The organism is Megasphaera jansseni, assembly GCF_047974155.1.
Lineage (GTDB): Bacteria > Bacillota > Negativicutes > Veillonellales > Megasphaeraceae > Megasphaera.
In genome coordinates this window covers 13772-33139 of record NZ_JBHYRR010000021.1, presented here as the reverse complement: position 1 = coordinate 33139, position 19368 = coordinate 13772, and the positions used below count along the sequence as shown (strand labels likewise).

Genomic DNA, 19368 nt, shown 5'->3' with positions numbered 1-19368 from the left:
TCACCTCTATCACTATCAAGGAATTCCCGGGAAACTGTTGACGAACTGGATGCGGATGTCCGGGAAGGAATCGACGAATTGGACCGTGAAGTCTTCGCCGTAATCGACGAACTGCCATTGGCCGATGTCATCGGGGAAATAGTCGACAGTCTGGACGCGCAGGTCCGGAAAGGCGCTGACGACCTGGACACGGATGTCCGGGAAGGAATCGACGACGCGGACTTTGCCGGCCAGGCGGATGCCGTTGAAATAGCCGTCCGGTGTCACGGCTGAAGCGGCCAGGGCAATTCCGCTGAGACAGAAGAAACAGAGAGTCATGAAGGCTAAATGAATCCATTTTCGCATGATGATATGCTCCTTTCCGGTTATAGTTATCGTTAACGGCCAGCCATCAACCTCTCAGTCAGCTTCGCTGACAGCTCCCCTATCAGGGGAGCCGGAAAACAGCCACCCCACGTAGGCGCCCCTACAGGTCAGGCGGGTCGCCCATCCTCAGCTGTCCGTTCCAGCAACCGTCTTGCGCCTTCCGTCGGTCGGCACCTGACTGGCTGGAAAGGCTTCCCGGACAGACCTCTGGCGGGCCAGAAAGGCTTCCCGAACGGACCTCTGGCGGGCCGCCCTTTGGGACGGCCCCTACGAGCCACTAGCCACTAGCCACTAACCACTAACCACTAACCACTAACCACTAACCACTAACCACTAAATTTAGCGTAACAGGTTTACTCAAAAAAGGCAAGCGAAAAGGGCTTGTCACGGCGACAAGCCCTTTTTAGTGGTTAGCAGCTAGGGATTAGCAGTTAGCGGAAGGCCTTTTCGATGGCTTCGCGCAGGGTGGCGACGCCCAGGAAACGGCAGTCCGGGAATTTGTCTGTTTCGATGTCTTCCAGGTTGCCTTTAGGCAGGATGAAGGTGTTAAAGCCCATCTTGGCCGCTTCTTTGACGCGGCGCAGGGCCTGGGGGACGCGGCGGATATCGCCGGTCAGTCCGACTTCGCCCATGACGACGGTACGGCTGTCCATGGAGATGTCCCGCAGGCTGGAATAGACTGCCAGGGCGACGGGCAGGTCCGCTGCCGTTTCGGTCAGGCGCAGGCCGCCAACGACGTTGATGTAGACGTCCTGGCTGCCCAGGGGCACGCCCAGTCGCTTTTCCAGGACGGCCAGGAGGATGATCAGGCGGTTATAGTCCATGCCCGATGCCGTCCGCCGCGGAACGGCGAAGACCGAATGAGCCGTCAAAGCCTGGATTTCCCCCAGCATGGGCCGCATGCCATCGAGGACAGCGGCTACGGCTGAGCCGGCCTGGTCGGCTGCCCGTTCGGCCAGGAGCAGCTGGGACGGGTTCTCCAGTTCCGACAGGCCGCTGCTGGTCATGGTGAACAGTCCCGATTCATTGGTCGAGCCAAAGCGGTTCTTGATGCCCCGCAGGATGCGGAACTGGTAGTTCCGTTCTCCTTCAAAGTAGAGGACGACGTCTACCATGTGTTCCATCATGCGCGGCCCGGCAATGGCGCCGTCCTTGGTGACGTGGCCGATGACGACGATGGGAATGCCTTCGCTCTTGGCAAAGGTCATGAGGCGGCTCGTGTTCTCGCGTATCTGGGCCAGACTGCCCGGCGTGCCTTCGACGGACTGGCTGTACATGGTCTGGATGGAGTCGACGACCAGCAGGGCCGGCCGCCGTTTTTTGGCTTCGTCGAGGATGTGGTCCAGGGACGTATCGGCCTGGATGATCAGGTCCGGTGTGGCGATTCCCAGGCGCTGGGCGCGCATCTTGATCTGACCGGCCGATTCTTCACCGGATCCGTAAAGGACAGTACCGTTCTTTTCACAAACGGCCGCCGCCAGCTGCAGGACCAGCGTCGACTTGCCGATGCCCGGGTCGCCGCTGAGCAGGATCAGTGCCCCGGGGACGATGCCGCCGCCGAGGACGCGGTCCAGCTCGCCAATGCCCGTTTCCATGCGGGCCATATCTTCCATGGCGATATCCGCCAGGGACGCCGCCTGCGACGCCGGGCCGCTGCGGACCATGCTCTGGGCCGCCTTCGGGGCTTCCGGTGCGACCGTTTCTTCGGTCATGGTATTCCATTCGCCGCACTGCGGGCAGCGGCCGAGCCAGCGGCTGGACACACTGCCACAGTTACTGCAGACGTAACGGGTCTTTGTTTTTGCCATAATGTCACCTTACTCCGTCGTAAAGACGAGCTTCTTCTTATCCAGGCTGTCGACGTGGATCGTATTGCCTTCCTTGACGCTGCTGCTGAGGAGCATTTCCGAAATCGGGTCTTCGACGAGCTTCTGGATAGCCCGCTTCAACGGCCGGGCACCATAGGCGAAGTCCGTCCCTTCCTGGACCAGGACATCGTCGGCAGCCGTCGTCCAATCGAGAGCGACGCCTTTTTCGCCGAGGCGCTGGGTCAAATCTTTGAGCAGGATGTCGACGATCTGGCGCAGGTCCTTCTGTTCCAGCGGCTTGAAGACGATGATTTCGTCGATACGGTTGAGGAATTCCGGCCGGAAGAAGCGTTTCACATCGGCCATGATTTCCTTCTTGGCGACTTCGAAGGACGCGGCACGGTCTTTGGCACTGTCGCCGCCCGTCGAAAAGCCCATGACCGGCCCCGACGGTTTGAGGTGCGACGCGCCGAGATTGCTGGTCATGATGATGACCGTGTTGCGGAAGTCGACGGTGCGCCCTTTGGAATCGGTCAGGCGCCCTTCGTCGAGGACCTGCAGGAGGAGGTTGAAGAAGTCGCTGCTGGCCTTTTCCACTTCGTCGAAGAGGATGACGCTGTACGGTTTTTCCCGGACGGCATCGGTCAGTTCGCCGCCTTCTTCATAGCCGACATAGCCCGGAGGGGCCCCGACCAGGCGGGAGACGCTGTATTTTTCCATGAATTCGCTCATGTCGATGCGTATCATGTTGTCGGCACTGCCGAAGAGCTGGGCTGCCAGGGTCCGGGCCAGTTCGGTCTTGCCGACACCGGACGGGCCGAGGAAGAGGAAGGACCCGATGGGACGGTTGGCATCCTTGAGGCCGGCGCGGGCCCGGCGGACAGCTTTGGCGACGGCCGTGACGGCATCGTCCTGGCTGATGACCCGTTTGTGCAGTTCTTCTTCCAGATGGAGAAGGCGCTGCGATTCCGTTTCCGTAATCTGCTGAACCGGGACGCCGGTCCACATGGATACGACGTCGGCAATATCGTTTTCCGTGACGACGAGCTTTTCATCGTCATGTTGTTTCTTTTCTTTCTGGAGGGCCGAGATTTCCGACGATACCTTCTTACCGGCATCGCGGAGGGACGCGCATTTTTCAAAGTCTTCGCCAGCCAGGGCCGCTTCTTTTTCTTTATTGATGTCGGCCAGCTTCTGTTCCAGGTCCTGCAGTTCATTCGACGGGGCATAGACCTTCATGCGGACGCGGGCTGCGGCTTCATCCATAACGTCGATGGCCTTGTCCGGCAGATAGCGGTCGGAAATGTACCGTGCCGACAGTTTGACGGCTGCCTTGACGGCTTCGTCGGTGATGCGGGCCTTGTGGAAGGCTTCGTAGCGGTCGCGCAGGCCGAAGAGGATGGCCATGGCGTCGTCTTCTGTCGGTTCGCCGACCAGGACGGGCTGGAAACGACGGGCCAGGGCGGCATCTTTTTCAAAGTGTTTCTTATATTCGTCGATAGTCGTCGCGCCGATGCATTGCAGGTCGCCGCGGGCCAGGGCCGGTTTCAGGATATTCGCCGCATCCATGGCCCCTTCGACGGCCCCAGCGCCGATGAGCTGGTGGATTTCGTCGATGAAGAGGATGATGGAATCGTCCTGTTCGATCGTATCGAGGATGCGCTTGATCCGTTCTTCGAATTCGCCGCGGTATTTGGTGCCGGCGACGATGCTGGCCAAGTCGAGGGAGAAAATGCGCTTGTCCAGCAAACTATCCGGCACATTGCCGTTGATGATGCGCTGGGCCAGGCCTTCGGCGATGGCCGTCTTGCCGACGCCAGGCGCACCGATGAGGACCGGGTTGTTCTTGGTCCGGCGGCTGAGGATCTGGATGACACGGCTGATTTCTTTTTCCCGGCCGATGACCGGGTCGATTTTGCCCTTCTTGGCCCATTCATTGAGGTCCCGTCCGAACTGGGACAGGTCGCTGCCGTTCTTGGACGGTACGGCGTCACCGCCTTCGACGGCCGGGTCGTTCATGAGCTCGCTCAAGCGCTGGGATACGAGGTCCGGGTCGATGTCCATGTCTTCCAGGATCTGGACGGCCATGCCGCTCCCTTCTTCAAGGATGCCGGCCAGCATGTGTTCCGTGCCGACATAGTTCTGTTCCAGCCGGTTGGCTTCGCGGACAGCCAGTTCCATGGCCCGCTTCGTCCGCGGTGTCAGGCGCAGCTTTGTCGGCGAGTCTTGGCCCCAGCCGACGTGCTGTTCGATGGCGCGGGTGACATTTTCCGGCGTCAGGCCCAGCTGGTTGAGGAGCAGGCCGGCGATGCCGTCTGTATTGAGAACGAGACCGAGCAGGATATGTTCGGTCCCTACGTAATCATGGTGGAATTTTTGTGCCGCTTCCTGCGCATACTGCAGGACGGCCTTGGCGTCATTGGTGAGACGATTGTTCATCATGGGAAATCACTTCCTCCGGTAATCACTGAGTACCTGCTGCACGGCTTCAGCCCGCTGGTGTTCCAACTCTTCCCCGTTCAGTTCGGTTCCGGCCTTGAGCTGCAGGTAAGCCGGTTCGACGACGGTCATGATGGCTTCATAAGCCAGGGGGCCTTCAGGGATGACGCCCATGTCGATGCCGAAGCGCAGGTCGCTGGCCAAAGTCAGCGACTCCTGGTCGGCCAGGAGCCAGGCCCGGCTGAGGGTGCCGTAAGTACGCAGCCATTTATCTTTTAATGTGTTTTCATTGTGATCCCAGACGAGGCTGCGGCAATTCTGTTCTTCCTGTACAATCTGGGTGACAATCTTGCGCAGCTGGTCGAGGATATCTGTTTCGGTCACTCCCAGGGTAATCTGATTGGTAATCTGGAAGATGTTGCCGATACATTCATTGCGTTCGCCGTACATCCCGGATACGGTGAAGCCGAATTTGGTAATGCCCTGGACGATGCGGTTGAACCGTTTCATGAGGATCAGGGCCGGGACGTGGATGGTCACGCCGACGGTCAGGCCCGTACCGGTCAGGGACGGACTGGCTGTCAGGTAGCCGAAATCATCGCGGAAGGCGAAATCCAGGTGGCTTTCCAGGGCATCGTCGACCTGGGCCGCCTGGTCCCAGACGCGCTGGAGGTCGAAGCCCGGCGCTGCCGTCTGGATGCAGAAATGGTCTTCTTCATTGATCATGATCGACACGGCCCCGTCTTCGCGGAGCAGGAGGCCCCGGTGCTTGGGCTGTTCGATATGGCTGGCCGAGGAAAAATGTTTCACTGCCAGCATTTCCCGTTCCAGCGGCGATAATTCGTCGAGGCTGACGAAGGTATAGCGTCCATGGCCCAGGGTATCGAGGGTACCGATCTGGCGTTTGCCCTCTTCGAGGACGGCGGCCAGTTCCGTATCCGAGGCCTTGTCGGGAAAGACGTATTTCTTCAAGTTCCGGTCCAGGCGGACACGGCTGTCGATGACGATATCATTGAAGTTGCCCGTCCCGTCCTGCCAGGGGCAGAGCGGCTGCTTGAGCATATCGTGGACCATGGCTTATTCCCCCTTTCCGCCATCCGGCAGCTGACGCTGGAGGGCGCGGATTTCATCGCGGACTTTCGCCGCTTCTTCATAGCGTTCTTCCTGGACCAGCTTCTGCAAGTGCTGGCGCAGGCGTTTGACGTGCGTCGCCGTCCGGAAGACGCCGGTGCCGCGGTTGGGCACCTTGCCGGCGTGCTTGCTGTGGCCGTGGATGCGGCGCAGGAGCGGCGGAATCTCTTCCTTAAAGGCTTCATAACAGTCCGGACAACCGAATTTCCCCAGGCGGTTGAATTCACTATAGGTCATGCCGCAGCTGGCACAGCGCGGTTCATCGCCGCTGCGTCCCTGGTAGTCCGGGTAAGCCATCTTGCGGAAAAAGTCGTTATCAATAATATTTAAATCTCTGAAATTCGAAAAATTAGTCTGTTTCTTCGCACAGGCTGCACACAGGTGCAAATCCGTGCGCCGCCCGTTCTCGATCTTGACGATATGGACAACAGCCTCTCTTTTCTTACAGGCATCACATAACATAGCCCTCACGTCCTTTCTATCACTCAATGGATATTGAGGTTCTTCAAAATATCGCTGATAACCAGCAGGCGCGTCCCTTCATCGTCGACATGGCGGTAGAGGGACTCAAAGGTCAAATGGAGGATGACCGCTTCATTATTGGTCAGGCTGCGCCGCTTGAGGAGCTGGTACAGCAGGGCATCCAGGTCTTCCATGGAAATGCTGACGGCCGGCAGCCGTTCGTGCAGGAGGACCGGTGTGCGGTCCTGCTTCTTCGGCGTCAGCTTGATGATGCGGACGAATCCGCCAGACCCGCGCCGCGATTCGACCAGATAGCCCTTGTCGTTGGAAAAGCGCGTACTCAGGACGTAGCTGATCTGCGACGGAGCGCATTGCAGTTCATCGGCCAGCTCGTTGCGACGCAATACAATATCTGAATTGTCTTCTTCCAGTAATTTATGTAATATGAATTGTTCAATCTTATCTGCTAATACACTCATCGTAACTCACCCCGCAAAAAATACATTTTTCTTTTTGACTTTCATACAACTCTATTATATTCGTCTTTTTGACTTTACGCAAGGGGATGTTGCCGGTTCGTAGTCTGCCGCTCACAGTTGTACGAAGACGTATAATAGTGTATGATAGAAAAACCATAATATGTGAGGTGTTACAAGAAGTGAAACCATCTGGACCGGGTTCGGTCAGTTATTATTTTTATCAGGAAAAGAAACTGCTGCTCATCGTCACTCTGAGCGGCATTCTCTACAACGTCGGCATGATTGCCGGCCCCTGGTTCGACGGGCAGCTGGCCCAGTATCTCTATGATATCTTCGGCGGCTCCCGGACGGCCGCGGATATGTACGCCCTCTGCCTGTGCTACGCCCTGGTTATCCTCGGCGTCCAGGGGGCCCGCTATTTCAAGCGGCTCTATGTCCGTAAATTTGCCAACAACATCAGCCTGGCCATGAAGGACCGTCTCTACCAGCACCTGGTACAGACGCCGAAGCGGGACATGGAACAGGCCGACACCGGTACCCTGATGACCAAGGTCATTTCCGACATCGACACCTGTGTCGAAGGGATGCGCAAGTTCACGACGGAAATCTTCGATACCGGCGTCGTCATGGCGGCCTATGTCGTCATGCTCCTCTGGTATGACTGGCGCCTGACCCTGTGCGTCCTCGTCTTCCCGCCTATCGCCTATATCCTGGCCAACCGCCTGCGCAGCCTGGTCGCCGCGACGGCAGCCCGCAGCAAGGAAAGCAGCGGGGCTTTATCCGGCATGACCCTGGACCGCATCAGCAACGCCCTGACGTACCGCGTCTACGGCGAAGAACATGTGCAGGACCAGCGTTACGAAGGCTATCTGGCCGATTATGAAAAGAAGATGATCCTGGCCAACCTCTGGGAAAACACGCTCCAGCCGATTTACAAGATCATCGCCATGATCGGCGCCATGCTGGTCATCTGGTTCGGCGGGCGCAACGTCCTGGGCCTGGGCTGGGAAGCCTGGGACATCGCCGCTTTCTCGACGTACCTGGCTTGTTTCATCAAGCTGGCCACCAAGTCCTCCCACGCTGCCAAGCTGTTCAACGCCATCCAGAAGGCCCAGGTCTCATGGCAGCGCATCCAGCCTCATCTCCAGGCGGCCACTGGCATCCCCCGGCCGGTACCGCCGGCTGCGCCGGCTCCCCTGACGGTCCGCGCCTTGTCCTTCACCTATCCCGGCAGCACTGTCCCGATTTTCCGGGACCTGACGTTTTCGGCCAGGCCCGGCGATATCATCGGCATCACCGGTCCGGTAGCCTGCGGCAAATCGACGCTGGGCCAGACCTTCCTCTGTGAAAACCCGCACGGCGGCCAGATATTCTTCGGCGATGCGGAACTGGGCAACGGCCACACGCCGCCTGACGGCATCGTCGGCTATTGCGGGCACGACGCGGAACTCTTTGCGGCGACCCTCGAAGAGAATATCCGCTTCGGCCTGCCCGGCGACATCCGCCCCGTCCTGACAGCCGTCTGCATGGACCAGGACTGCACCACCTTCCCGGCCGGTATCCGGACGCCCATCGGCGAAGGCGGCCAGCGCTTATCCGGCGGCCAGCAGGCCCGCATCGCCCTGGCCCGGACTTTGTTCCATCCCCGGCCCCTCCTGATCCTCGACGACCCCTTCGCCGCCGTCGACATGGCGACGGAACGGAGCATCTTCGAAAGCCTGCGCCGGGATTACAAAGACCGCATCATCCTCCTCTTATCGCACCGCCTGTCCCTCTTCCCCAGCCTGGACCAGGTCATCTGGCTGAACGGGGACGGCACCAGCATCGTCGCCGACCACGCTGTGCTGTACGATACCTGCCAGGCTTACCGGAAACTCTATGACCTGCAGCATGCCCGGGGAGGTGCTTCCCATGCGTAACGTCTTTTGGCAGACTCTGAAAAAGAACGGCCTGCTCCTGCTGGTCCTGGTACTGGCCATCCTCGCCTCCATCGCCGTGAGCGTCACGCCGCCGCTCATCCTCCAGTACATCGTCGACAGCCTGGTCAGCGGTTCTTTTGCCGCCTATCCCCTGCTGACGGCCGGTATCCTCTATTTCGCCCTCACGGCCGGCAGCGGTCTCGTCGACGCCCTCAAGGAAACCCTGATCACCGTCTTCGGCCAGAAAATCACGCACGGCCTGCGTTCGGCCATGTGCCAGCGCCTCGGCGAACTGCCGGCAGCGTACTTCGTCGGTCATGAGGCCGGTGCCGTCACGTCGCTCTTTGTCAACGACGTCGATACCCTGGAAAACCTCTTCGACTCCGGCGTCGTCAGCATGATTGCCGACGCCTTCACCATTTTCAGTATCCTCGCCGTCGTCTTCCACCTGAGCCTGGGCCTGGGCGTGCTGCTCTGCATCTGCCTGCCCCTGCTCTTCCTCCTGACCCGCTATTTCCAGAAGCGCATGCTCCAGGCCCAGCGGGACAACCGTATCGCCGTCGGCCGGACGAATGAACTCATCCCGGAAACGGTCCACAATATCCGCACGATCCACACGTGCCAGCAGGAACGCTATCTGCGCCAGCGCTACGGCCGGACCATCCGCGCCAGCTTCGACGCCATGGAGCGGAGCAATTTCTGCGACTCCATCTATTCACCGATCATCATCACCAGCTGTACGGTCATCATCTGCCTGATGATGATCCTGTCCGTCAGCAGTCCGTCTCTGCAGGAAATCTTTGGCATGACCGTCGGCAGCGTCGTCGCCCTCATCGCCTATGTGCGCCGCATCTTCTCGCCGCTGGAAAGCATCGGCATGGAAATCCAGAACATCCAGTCTGCCATTGCCGGCATCGGCCGCCTGAAAGACTTCTTTGCCGAACCGGTCATGGAAAAGGACCGCTGCGATGAACCCAGCCGGACGGCAGTCCCGCTGGTCCTGGAAAACGTCTCCTTCGGCTACGGCCGGGAAAAGGACGTCTTCCACCGGTTGTCGCTCACGGTAGAAGCCGGGGAAATGGTGACCATCACCGGCCGCACCGGGGCTGGCAAGAGCACCCTCTTCAAACTCATCCTCGGCCTCTACCGGCCCCGGGAAGGCCAGGTCCGCGTCTTCGGCTGCGACCCGTCCCGGCTGTCGGCTCCGCTGCGCCGTCAGGTCTTCGGCTACGTCGAGCAGCAGTTCCACCCCATCAGCGGCACCCTGGCCGACCAGATCAGCCTCAAGGACCCGCGGGTGGATGGCACGGATATCGAAAAGGCCCTGCGCCTCGTCGGCTTATGGGATACGTGCCAGGCCCTGCCCCAGGGACTGGAGACGCCTTTCCGGCCGGAACTCTTCTCCCGCGGCCAGAGCCAGCTCCTGTCCATTGCCAGGGCCGTCGTCATGAACCCGCAGATGCTCTTATTCGATGAAATCACGGCCAACCTCGACTCCCTGACGGAACGGCAGGTCCTGTCCGCCCTGCAGGCTGCGGCCCGGAACCGGACGGTCCTGTCCATCTCACACCGCCTCTACGAAGCCAGCGGCGGCCGGATGATCGTCATGAACGGACGTGGATCGTAAGGTCGTTCGTCGTAAAAAAAAGAGGCTGTCGCCTTAAGACAGCCTCTTTTTTTGAGTATTAAATGGGTAGTCTGTAGTTTTAGTGAATGGTTTTAAATGGAAAGCCATCTTCTACAAAATTCATGCTGCAAACTATAAAGTAAAAGGGATCTCGCATGACAGCAGAAACCTTCGTGCGACAACCCCCAGGAACCACTATTTTGTGGGTGCTTCGATGGGGTCGTAATCGGCCGGCTTATCCGTGATGGCCGCTTCGTCGACAGCGGACGGGACCGGGTCGAATCCCTGGCGGAACAGGGCCCGGATGGCCGCGATGTACGGCGGGACGATGGTATCCATGAGGAGATAGCGCTTGCGGAAGAGGTTGCGCTTCTGCGACTTGATTTCCCCGTATTTACGCCGTTTTTCTTCGATAGGCAGGCGGAAATACCAGGTTTCCTTATCGTCCGGCACGGCGCCTTCGCCAATCCAGAAGTCATTGAAATTGGTCTTCTTCGAGCGATTGCCGCGCAGCATATGGCTGTTGGTATAGAAGCCTTCATCAGTGATGACGTACAGGTCGTGGATGCCCAGGGTCTGAACGAAAATGCGCATCAGGTAGAGGATGAAATTCTTCGGCCGGTAGCCAAAGAGTTTCTTGGTCAGGACCTTCGTCGTTTCCAGGCCATGCTTCGAGCCCTGGATGGTGCCGATATAGATGGACGGCGTCCCGTCGGCATTATAGTCGAAGCGGAAGTTGAAATGGTAAATCATCTGGCCTTCATGGTAGAGGTACAGCGACAGAAAGCCTTCCTTACGCTGGCCCGTATCGAAGATGAGCCGGGCTTCCAGGGGCAGCGATTCATCCGGCGAGGTCCACAGAGTATAGCCGTTCCCCCAGTAGAGCTCGTGGATGACGTCGTCCGAGAAGAAGGTCCTCAGGATGGTGAAATGATGCTTCAAGGCGTCGAGGCGCTGACGCATGGTCGAATTCTTGAACAAGAAGACGCGGGTCATGACTTCCTGGAAATCCGGGTCATGCTGTTCGAAGAAGCCCTTCATCGGTTCATAATGGTCAAAGAAATCGTAAAGTTCTTCAAATAAAGCCCGGTTGGACACGGCACGGGCAAAAAAAACGACAGCCCGCTTATTTTCCTGAAAATTCCGGGGACCGTATATGAGGCGCGACAAGTGCCAGAAATAGGAAATGCTATGCATGGAATTCCTCCTATCAAGTACAATTACAATAGTACTATTATACGGGCAAGATAAGCAGGCTGTCAATGCAGAGTAAGGAGCTCCACGCCGGGCGCCTCTAAGCTGCCGTTATAATTTCCGCACGATATGGGCCGGGACGTGGGCCAGGTCGCGGACGCCGGTAATCATCATGGCATCCATGAGCTGCCGTTTGAGCGTATCCAGGAGGAGCTTGACCCCTTCTGCCCCGCCGCCGACAGCGGCGACAGCCGCCGGCCTGCCGATGAGGACGGCATCGGCGCCGAGGGCCAGCATCTTGAGGATATCTTCACCGTGACGGATACCGCCATCGACGAAAATCGTAATCCGTCCCTTGACAGCCGCTGCGATACCGGGCAGGACATCAGCCGTACCGGCCATGCCATCGAGGACGCGGCCGCCGTGGTTGCTGACGACGATGCCCTGGGCACCGGCCTGGGCACAGGCCACGGCTTCTTCAGCCGACATGACGCCCTTGACGATGAAAGGCAGCTTGACGGCCTGGACGATTTCGGCGATATCGCTGGCGCTCTTCGGCCCGACGGGCTGGCCGAAAATCCGCATGTTAATCAGGGTCGCCGCATCGATGTCGCTGGCTACGGCAAAGGCGCCGGCCGCTTCCGCCTGATGGGCCTTTTCGATAATCTGGTCGTTGCTGCGGGGCTTGATCGTCGGAATGACAATGCCCGGCCGTTTCTGGCACGAAGCGATGCCGGACGAATACATATACGGAGCCCCGCTGTCTCCGGTAAAGCACAAGGTCCCGGCTTCGAGGGCGGCCTGGGTGACGGCTTCGTCATATTCCTGTTCCACTGTTGCCGGGTCACCGTCGACCTTGGCGTTGAGGACAATGCCGCCGACCGGAGCCAGGAGGACCGGCATGCTCAGCGTCTTGCCGAGGATCGTCACCGTCGTATCCGGGTCATCGACGCCGGACATGCTGCGCATGACCAGCCCGTATTCCTGCAGGGCTTCCAGATTCCGCATAAAAGACCGTCCCGTGCGCAGGCCGCCGAAGCCGGGAATCATGCCGACGCAGGCTTTGCCGTTGCACTGGGGACAGACATGACAGCCTTTCATCTTTTCACGCGCTTTGTTCCGTACTTCCTGTAAATCCATGGTACTCACTCCTTTAAAAAATATTCATATTCATGAAGCCCGTAACTTCACGGCTCCCGCGCAGGATATCAAAAACATACTGGCCCAGAACCCGCAGGTACTAATCTGGTCCTCCGGCCATACCCATACGCCACCGACCGATGCCAGCTTCGACAATCCCATCAACCACTATGCCGGCACGCAGGTACTGGATGTATACAACCCGTCCTGGGAAAGCAGTCAACTACCCCCACCTAACGCCCTTGGCATTTGAGGCGGGAGCTTGTAAGTCGGAAAAGCATAGGTGCTAACGATACATAAGCATCTCCCTAAATCCGCCTACATCATCGGGTGGCTGACGACACCCGTTTTACCAAGGAGTTTACTCCGAGGTAGTCGTTATTCGTTCATATCGAGGATTGTTATCCCCAGAAATCCACATAGTCCCGAGAAGTTGGATGTTCATGGCTCCGATACGATCATCGTTGGATTCATATCCGCACTGGCAACTGTACAGGTGCTTATGGTGGTCGCGGTTCGCCTTGCAGATCGTGCCACATTTCGGGCAACGCTGGGATGTGTACCTTGCAGATACTTTCAGGACCTCCGAACGGTTCTCGTGAGCCTTGTATGTCAGGAACTGTTCCAACTGGTAGAAAGCCCAGCTCCGCAAATCATAGTTCTGTTTCGCGGTTCTGGAAAGGTTGCTTTCCTCGAAGCTGACGCCAGCAAGGTCCTCGAGTACGAAAAGCGTATCCTTGCCATATTTCTGTACGAGTGTCTTAGAAATCTGATGGTTCACATCAGACATCCAACGGTTCTCTCGCCCAGAAAGGGCCTTGAGCTTGCGCTTTGCTGATTTCGTTCCTTTGGACTGGAGCTGTTTCCGTATTTCTTGGAATTTATGGCGCTTGGTGGCAATCTTCCTGCCAGAGACGAACTCCGTCTTTCCTTGCTCGTCATAGCTGACTGCAAGGAAACGAAGTCCACGGTCAATGCCGACGACATGGTGGACGTTCTCCTTCTGGAAATCCTCGACCGCCTTGATGACAGGGATATGCAGATACCACGACCCTTTCAGTTCGACCAGCTTGGCAGTACCGAGTTGATAGGAAGCGTCAAGGTATCCAGCAAAATGTTTGCCATCAAAACTGCACTTGGCTCTTCTGCCGAGCGTATTAATGGACAGGACCTGTCCACCATCGGTAAAGCTGTAGTCTCGGTTGCGGACCAAGTCAGCCTGCGGCCGGCGAAAGGATACGGGCTTCCAGAGCCATTCCAAAGTCTTAGAGATGTGTTGCCAGTTGCCATTCTCGTCCTTATACTTATAAGGCTTTCGGAACAACTGTTGCTTAACTGTCTTGTATCTGGCAATAGTCGTTTTGATAGAGGACTGTGCTAACTGCGATTTCAAGCCGAACAAGCTGCGGAGGTCGCCATACAGTTTCTTGTTGAGGCTTTGATACGTCAAATTGAATTGGTTGTCGAAGATGTACTGGGACACCCGATTGCAAGCCTGACGATACTGTTCGGTCATCTGACGGAATAAGATGTCCTGTTCGGGAGTAACATATAGGCGAAGTTTTATTGTTTTAGTTAGGTCGGACATTTTCTCACCTGCCTTTCTGAAATGTATATTACTTCATCAAAAATATTATAGCGTAGTTTTTTGCTGAAATTCCAGCTAATAAGAAAGTGAGGTGAGGCGGGCATTCCTCCCCGACCTAAGAGGTCGGAGTATCCTGCCCGCATTTTGATGAAATCTGGACCAATTCCTTCTACCTCTACCCGGATAGAATCGTCATCCGGACATACAGCCACAAGACCCATCAGTGGCTTCCGCAGTTCGACCGCACCATCCAGCTGCCGGCAGGGCTGATTGCCGCCAGACCGGCAGCCTGAAGGGCTCAAATAAAGACTTTATTCTCGGCACGGCCGGAATAGGTCGTCTCTAACATGGTAACGTGGGATAAAAAGGCCGGGTCGTCGAAATACTTGGCTCCTTGCGGACAGCGGCGCACGCAGCGCTGGCACTTGATGCAGATGCCGCTGACGACGGACGGCTGGTCCGGGACGATGGACCCCATCGGACACTGGCGGGCGCAGAGGCCGCAGGACGTACACTTGGTCAGGTCCGTCTTGGGCTTGGCCTTGAGGAACTTGGCCGGCTGGCCATCGACGCCTTTGGGGACATAATAGGGGGCACTGGCATCGCCATCGACGACGAGATGCGGTACCATGCCGTCAGTCTGGCGTATCTTGGACACGGCCATATCCGTCAGCCGGACGACGAGGTCCAGATCCTCTTCATCCGGGCGGTTCGGAGCCAGAGCATCGGAAAAAGCATGGGTCCCGACGAAAGCCCCGGCAGCGACGGTACGGAATCCGTTGCCGTCGAGGACGGCACAGAGCTCGGCCAGGGAATTATCGAAAGACCGGTTGCCGTAGGTCACGAATGCCATGGCCAGGGCGCCCTGGCCGACGAGTTTTTCCTGATAAGCCGGCAGGATTTTATTGGGCAGTTTCCCGGCATACGTCGGGCCGCCGGCGATGACCAGGTCCCCGGCCGTAAAAGTATGCACCGCTTCCCTTTCCTTGGGCAGATCCAGCGAAATGGCCCGGCACGGTACCTGGAACAGCCGTGCCGCTTCGGAAGCCGCCTGACAGACAATGCGTTTCGTATTTCCTGTCGGGCTGAAATACACAGCGTAAACTTGTTGAATATGCATAAAAAACACCTCGATTGCAAAAACTCCCGGCACCCTTGATTTCTTTTATTATATACCAAACAGGCGCGAAAGTCATAGTTCGCGCCTGTTTTCTTTTCCTCATTTGTGGTAAAATACAGTATGATTTTTTCCATAAAACGAGGTGTCTTATGCAAAAGAAAATATATGCCGTGCGGCGCGGCCGCACGACCGGTCTGTTCCTGTCCTGGGCAGACTGCCAGAAACAAGTGAACGGCTTCCCCGGTGCCCGCTTCAAGAGCTTCACCGATGCGACGGAAGCCTGGAAATGGCTCAACGGGGCAGAAACGGCGCCGGCTGCCAAAAAAGCAGCAACCCCGCGGAAATCCCGCCAGCCTGCCCAGGCAGTTCCGGACCGGCCCCTGCGGCCCGATGAGGAACAGGATTACGTCATCTATACTGATGGCTCCTGCCTGCGCAATCCGGACGGTCCCGGCGGCTGGGCGGCCGTCGCCTGCCAGGTCGCCACAGGCGAAGTGACGGAACTGTCCGACGGGTCCCCGTCGACGACGAATAACCGCATGGAACTCCTGGCGGCCATCATGGCCCTGCGCTTCGCTCCGGAAGGCACGAAAGTCGCCTTGTACACGGACAGCCAGTACCTCAAGAACGGCATCACGAAATGGGTCGCCGGCTGGAAACGCCGGGGCTGGAAAAAGGCCGATGGCCAGCCGGTCCTCAACCAGGCCTACTGGGTGGAACTGGACAAGCTCTATGCCACGCATGACGTCACTTTCCACTGGGTCAAGGGCCACGTCGGCGTCGAGCTCAACGAACGCTGCGACCAGCTGGCCAAGGCCCAGGCCATGAAATACAGATAAGAAGCGGTCACAGGATGGCCAGAACCTTCATACGACAATCCTTCTACAGGGCCAGGATATCGGCTACGAGCTGGTCGACTTCTTCGGCTTTCGTACTCCACGACGTGCAGACGCGGACGCAGACGTGGTCGTCATCGACAGGCCCCATCGCTTCAAAGACGTATTTGGCTTCCAGAGCCTGTGCCTGTGCTTTCGTGAGGATGATGAACTGCTGGTTCGTCGGGCTGACAACGAGTTCGGGGATTCCCTTCCGGCGGAAAGCTTCGCGGATACGGATAGCGTATTCATCGGCCCGCCGGGTAATCGCAAAATACGTCCCGTCGTGGAGCAACGTATAGAATTGGAGCCCCAAGATCCAGCCCTTGGCCAGGACGGCCCCGAACTGCTTCATATGGGCCTTGAAGCGGCGGCCTATATCGGCATGCGTCAGCACGACGGCTTCACCAAAGAAGGCGCCGCATTTGGTACCGCCAATATAAAAGATGTCGGTCAGGCGGCCAAAATCGGCCAGGGTCAGGTCATTCCCGTCTGCGCCCAGGCCATAGCCCATGCGGGCCCCGTCGACGAAGAGGTACATATGGTACTTGCGGCAGACGTCGGAAATAGCCGTCAGTTCTTCTTTCGTGTAGAGCGTCCCGTATTCCGTCGTAAACGAAATATAGACCAGCGACGGCCGCGTCAGGTATTCGGCTTCGCCCGAATTATAATAGGCCTGTACTTCCCCTTCAATCTGTCCGGCCGTAATCTTGCCATCGTGATGAGGCAGGGCGACGATCTTATGGCCGGCATTTTCGATGGACGCGCATTCATGGCAGTTAATGTGGCCCGTATCGGCACAGATGACGCTGTCGCAGGAGCCGAGCAGGGCCGAAATGGTGACGAAATTCGCCTGCGTCGCCCCGGGGAAAAAGAAGACCTTCCCCTGCGGGCAGTGGGACAATTCCAGAATCAGCTTTTCAGCCTTATCGCACCAGTCATCGACACCATAACCGCCGTACTGTGTATCGTTCGTCTGGCTCAGGGCTTGTAAGACGCTGGCATGAGCCCCATGATTATAGTCATTGTTAAAACGTATCATTTTATCCTGTCTCCTTATACTTACCTTATTTTTTTCAGTTTCTGCTACATCTATTCTAACAAAATCAGATACGTTGTACAACAAAAAGGCGCTATCGCATTGCGACAGCGCCTTTGCTTTACAGGTTCCGGAACACGTCCAGGTCGTCCGGGATGTACAGGTTCCCCGCGTAATACCGGCTGCCTTCGTCATGATAGCGTTCACGGCGATGGGCCAGGTCCTTGTCTTCGGTATGGTAGAGGATCAAGTTTTGTACGCCCAGACGGGCTGCGGTTTCACAGGCGTCTTTGACGGTAGAATGACTTTTTTCGTACGGATGGAAGATATCCGCTTCGGCACAGAGGCAGAAGGCTTCGTGAAGGAGCCATTTACTGTCCCGGACATAGGCTTCTTCCCAGGGCTGATACGGTTCGTCGCCGCAGCAGGTCAGCCGGCCATCGGCCAGCTGCAGGGAAAAGCCGAACTGCCTGGCTTTGGTCGAGCGGATATCGAAAAAGGTCACGTCATGGCCGATGAGCCGGCGCGTCTCCCCATCGGCCACCGTTACCAGATGCAGGCGGTCGTCGAGGAAAGCGCTGTCCTTGGCGGACAGCAGGGCCCGGCCCATGGTGCGCAGCAGGGAAATGACTTCCTCATGGCCGTAGATAACGGCTTCCCCGTCATAAGTCCCGCGCCGCCAGGACTGGCACATCATGCGCATGAGCCATAGGATACCCAGCAGATGGTCCATGTGTTTATGAGTGACGAAAACAGTCCGCATATCCTGCCAGCGCAGCCGGGCCTTTTCCAGCTGCTGCAGGAGGCCGTTCCCGCCGCCGCCATCGACGAGCAGGTACTGGCCGCCTTCCTCGAGGACAAAACAAGTATTATAGCAATGGGTTACAGTAGCATTCCCCGTCCCTAATATCGTCAGATTCATCGAAATCACATTCCTCTATCAGTATTTTTTCTCCTGCGCCCTTCTCAGCCCACGGCACGGATGAGGTTGAAGACCTGCTGGGCCGTATTGGTCATATTGCGCAGGGCTGTTTCTTTATTCATGGCATCCTGGAGCGGCATGGCCTTGTCGATAATGGAAAAGAAGGCATCGATACCCTGGCGGTTGCATTCGGCAGCATCTGCCGTCGTGCAGCCTGCCAGCGCGATGACTTTGGCACCGTACTGCTTGGCCAGTTTCGCTACGCCGATAGGAGCCTTGCCCATGGCCGTCTGGGCATCGAGACGGCCTTCGCCGGTGACGACATAATCGGCATCTTTGACAGCTTCCGCCAGGCGTATCGAATCGAGGACGATCTGGATGCCCGAACGCAGGCGGCCGTGCAGGTAAGCCAGGAAGGCAAAACCCATGCCGCCAGCGGCACCAGCACCGGCTGTCTGACTGCGGTCATGGCCGGTATACTGCTGGGTGACGGCTGCAAAAGACCGGCTGGCTTCATCGAGGACCTGGACATCCTGCGGCGATGCCCCTTTCTGGGGCCCGAAAATATAGGCAGCGCCCCAATTCCCGAACAGTGGATTGGTCACGTCGCAGGCGACGTCGAAAGTGCAGTCCTTCAGGGCCGGCAATACCTGAGAATCGTCGACCGACGCGATGCGCCCGACTTCCTGGCCGCCTGTGCCCACCGGCTGTCCCTGGGCATCGCGGAAAATATAGCCGAGCGCCTGGAGCATGCCGACGCCGCAGTCACTGGTCGCACTGCCGCCGAGGCCGATGATGAAATGGCGGATGCCCGTTTCCATGGCATGAGCGATGACCTGGCCGACGCCATACGTCGTCGTATGCAGGGGATTGCGCTGTCCGTCCGGCACCAGCCCCAGGCCGGCGGCACCGGCCATCTCGATGACGGCGGCCCCCATATCCGGCAGATAACCATAAGGGCAGGAAACGGCTTCTCCTAAAGGCCCCTGGACGCCGACATAGCGAAGCTGTCCGCCCAGCCCGTCGACGAGGGCTTCGACCGTCCCTTCCCCGCCATCAGCCAAGGGTTTGACAACGACCTGGACCGGCTGGCTGCCATAGGCCCGGCGGACACCGGCTTCGATGGCCCGGCCCGCTTCTACGGAAGTCAGACTATTTTTCAACGAATCAATGGCTACCACGACTTTCATGATGATCTCTCCTCTATCTGCGAACTCGAAAGGTTGTGTTTCTCTATGCCTACAGTGTAGCAAAAAGAG

Annotated in this window: 16 protein-coding genes; 3 read left to right on the top strand and 13 right to left on the bottom strand. The window is 57.8% G+C overall.

The annotated features are described in order from the left end of the window. Window positions 1-15: 15 nt before the first annotated feature. The 6 genes from ACE418_RS08910 to ACE418_RS08885 form a co-directional block, all read right to left on the bottom strand. Window positions 16-345 (bottom strand): hypothetical protein, encoded by a 330-nt coding sequence (locus tag ACE418_RS08910; protein ID WP_416450281.1) that lies wholly within the window; start codon window positions 343-345, stop codon window positions 16-18. Window positions 346-797: 452 nt separating this feature from the next. Then, a complete protein-coding gene (gene radA / locus ACE418_RS08905) occupies window positions 798-2174 on the bottom strand; it encodes a DNA repair protein RadA (RefSeq protein ID WP_416450280.1) in 1377 nt (458 codons plus the stop codon). A gap of 9 nt (window positions 2175-2183) precedes the next feature. Further along, window positions 2184-4613: an ATP-dependent Clp protease ATP-binding subunit gene (locus ACE418_RS08900; RefSeq protein ID WP_416450298.1), complete on the bottom strand. Its 2430-nt coding sequence runs from the start codon at window positions 4611-4613 to the stop codon at window positions 2184-2186. A 9-nt stretch (window positions 4614-4622) separates the two neighbouring features. Further along, a complete protein-coding gene (locus ACE418_RS08895; RefSeq protein ID WP_416450279.1) occupies window positions 4623-5687 on the bottom strand; it encodes an ATP--guanido phosphotransferase in 1065 nt (354 codons plus the stop codon). Window positions 5688-5690: 3 nt separating this feature from the next. Next, window positions 5691-6206: a UvrB/UvrC motif-containing protein gene (locus ACE418_RS08890; RefSeq protein WP_416450278.1), complete on the bottom strand. Its 516-nt coding sequence runs from the start codon at window positions 6204-6206 to the stop codon at window positions 5691-5693. Window positions 6207-6229: 23 nt separating this feature from the next. Next, complete coding sequence (locus ACE418_RS08885; RefSeq protein WP_416450277.1) at window positions 6230-6685, bottom strand: CtsR family transcriptional regulator; 456 nt, start codon at window positions 6683-6685, stop codon at window positions 6230-6232. Between the two features lie 179 nt (window positions 6686-6864). On the opposite strand from ACE418_RS08885, the gene ACE418_RS08880 reads away from it, so the two are divergent. Next, window positions 6865-8604 carry an ABC transporter ATP-binding protein gene (locus ACE418_RS08880; RefSeq protein ID WP_416450276.1) on the top strand — a complete coding sequence of 580 codons (1740 nt, stop codon included), beginning with the start codon at window positions 6865-6867 and terminating at the stop codon, window positions 8602-8604. Continuing rightward, window positions 8597-10231 (top strand): ABC transporter ATP-binding protein, encoded by a 1635-nt coding sequence (locus tag ACE418_RS08875; protein ID WP_416450275.1) that lies wholly within the window; start codon window positions 8597-8599, stop codon window positions 10229-10231. Before ACE418_RS08880 ends, ACE418_RS08875 begins: the two co-directional genes overlap by 8 nt. A 195-nt stretch (window positions 10232-10426) precedes the next feature. Here ACE418_RS08875 and ACE418_RS08870 read toward each other — a convergent pair whose 3' ends face one another. The 4 genes from ACE418_RS08870 to ACE418_RS08855 all read right to left on the bottom strand — a co-directional run bounded on the left by ACE418_RS08870 (window position 10427) and on the right by ACE418_RS08855 (window position 15273). Continuing rightward, window positions 10427-11428 carry a VirK/YbjX family protein gene (locus ACE418_RS08870; RefSeq protein WP_416450274.1) on the bottom strand — a complete coding sequence of 334 codons (1002 nt, stop codon included), beginning with the start codon at window positions 11426-11428 and terminating at the stop codon, window positions 10427-10429. 108 nt (window positions 11429-11536) lie between these two features. Continuing rightward, window positions 11537-12565 carry an alpha-hydroxy-acid oxidizing protein gene (locus ACE418_RS08865; protein WP_416450273.1) on the bottom strand — a complete coding sequence of 343 codons (1029 nt, stop codon included), beginning with the start codon at window positions 12563-12565 and terminating at the stop codon, window positions 11537-11539. 361 nt (window positions 12566-12926) lie between these two features. After that, entirely contained in the window at window positions 12927-14153 is a 1227-nt protein-coding gene (locus ACE418_RS08860; RefSeq protein WP_416450272.1) for an RNA-guided endonuclease TnpB family protein, read from the bottom strand. Window positions 14154-14451: 298 nt separating this feature from the next. Beyond that, window positions 14452-15273, bottom strand: a complete 822-nt coding sequence (locus ACE418_RS08855; protein ID WP_416450271.1) for a 4Fe-4S binding protein — start codon at window positions 15271-15273, stop codon at window positions 14452-14454. Window positions 15274-15422: 149 nt separating this feature from the next. Here ACE418_RS08855 and rnhA point away from each other — a divergent pair, with 149 nt between their 5' ends. Next, the gene (gene rnhA, locus ACE418_RS08850; protein ID WP_416450270.1) at window positions 15423-16112 is read left to right on the top strand and encodes a ribonuclease HI; all 690 of its coding nucleotides are present in this window, start codon (window positions 15423-15425) and stop codon (window positions 16110-16112) included. Window positions 16113-16155: 43 nt separating this feature from the next. Here rnhA and ACE418_RS08845 read toward each other — a convergent pair whose 3' ends face one another. From ACE418_RS08845 to ACE418_RS08835, 3 genes are all read right to left on the bottom strand, one after another. Then, entirely contained in the window at window positions 16156-17190 is a 1035-nt protein-coding gene (locus tag ACE418_RS08845) for a threonine aldolase family protein (protein ID WP_416450269.1), read from the bottom strand. A 118-nt stretch (window positions 17191-17308) separates the two neighbouring features. Further along, window positions 17309-18109 (bottom strand): MBL fold metallo-hydrolase, encoded by an 801-nt coding sequence (locus tag ACE418_RS08840; protein ID WP_416450268.1) that lies wholly within the window; start codon window positions 18107-18109, stop codon window positions 17309-17311. A gap of 44 nt (window positions 18110-18153) precedes the next feature. Further along, window positions 18154-19299 carry a glycerate kinase family protein gene (locus ACE418_RS08835; protein ID WP_416450267.1) on the bottom strand — a complete coding sequence of 382 codons (1146 nt, stop codon included), beginning with the start codon at window positions 19297-19299 and terminating at the stop codon, window positions 18154-18156. Between the last annotated feature and the right edge of the window lie 69 nt (window positions 19300-19368).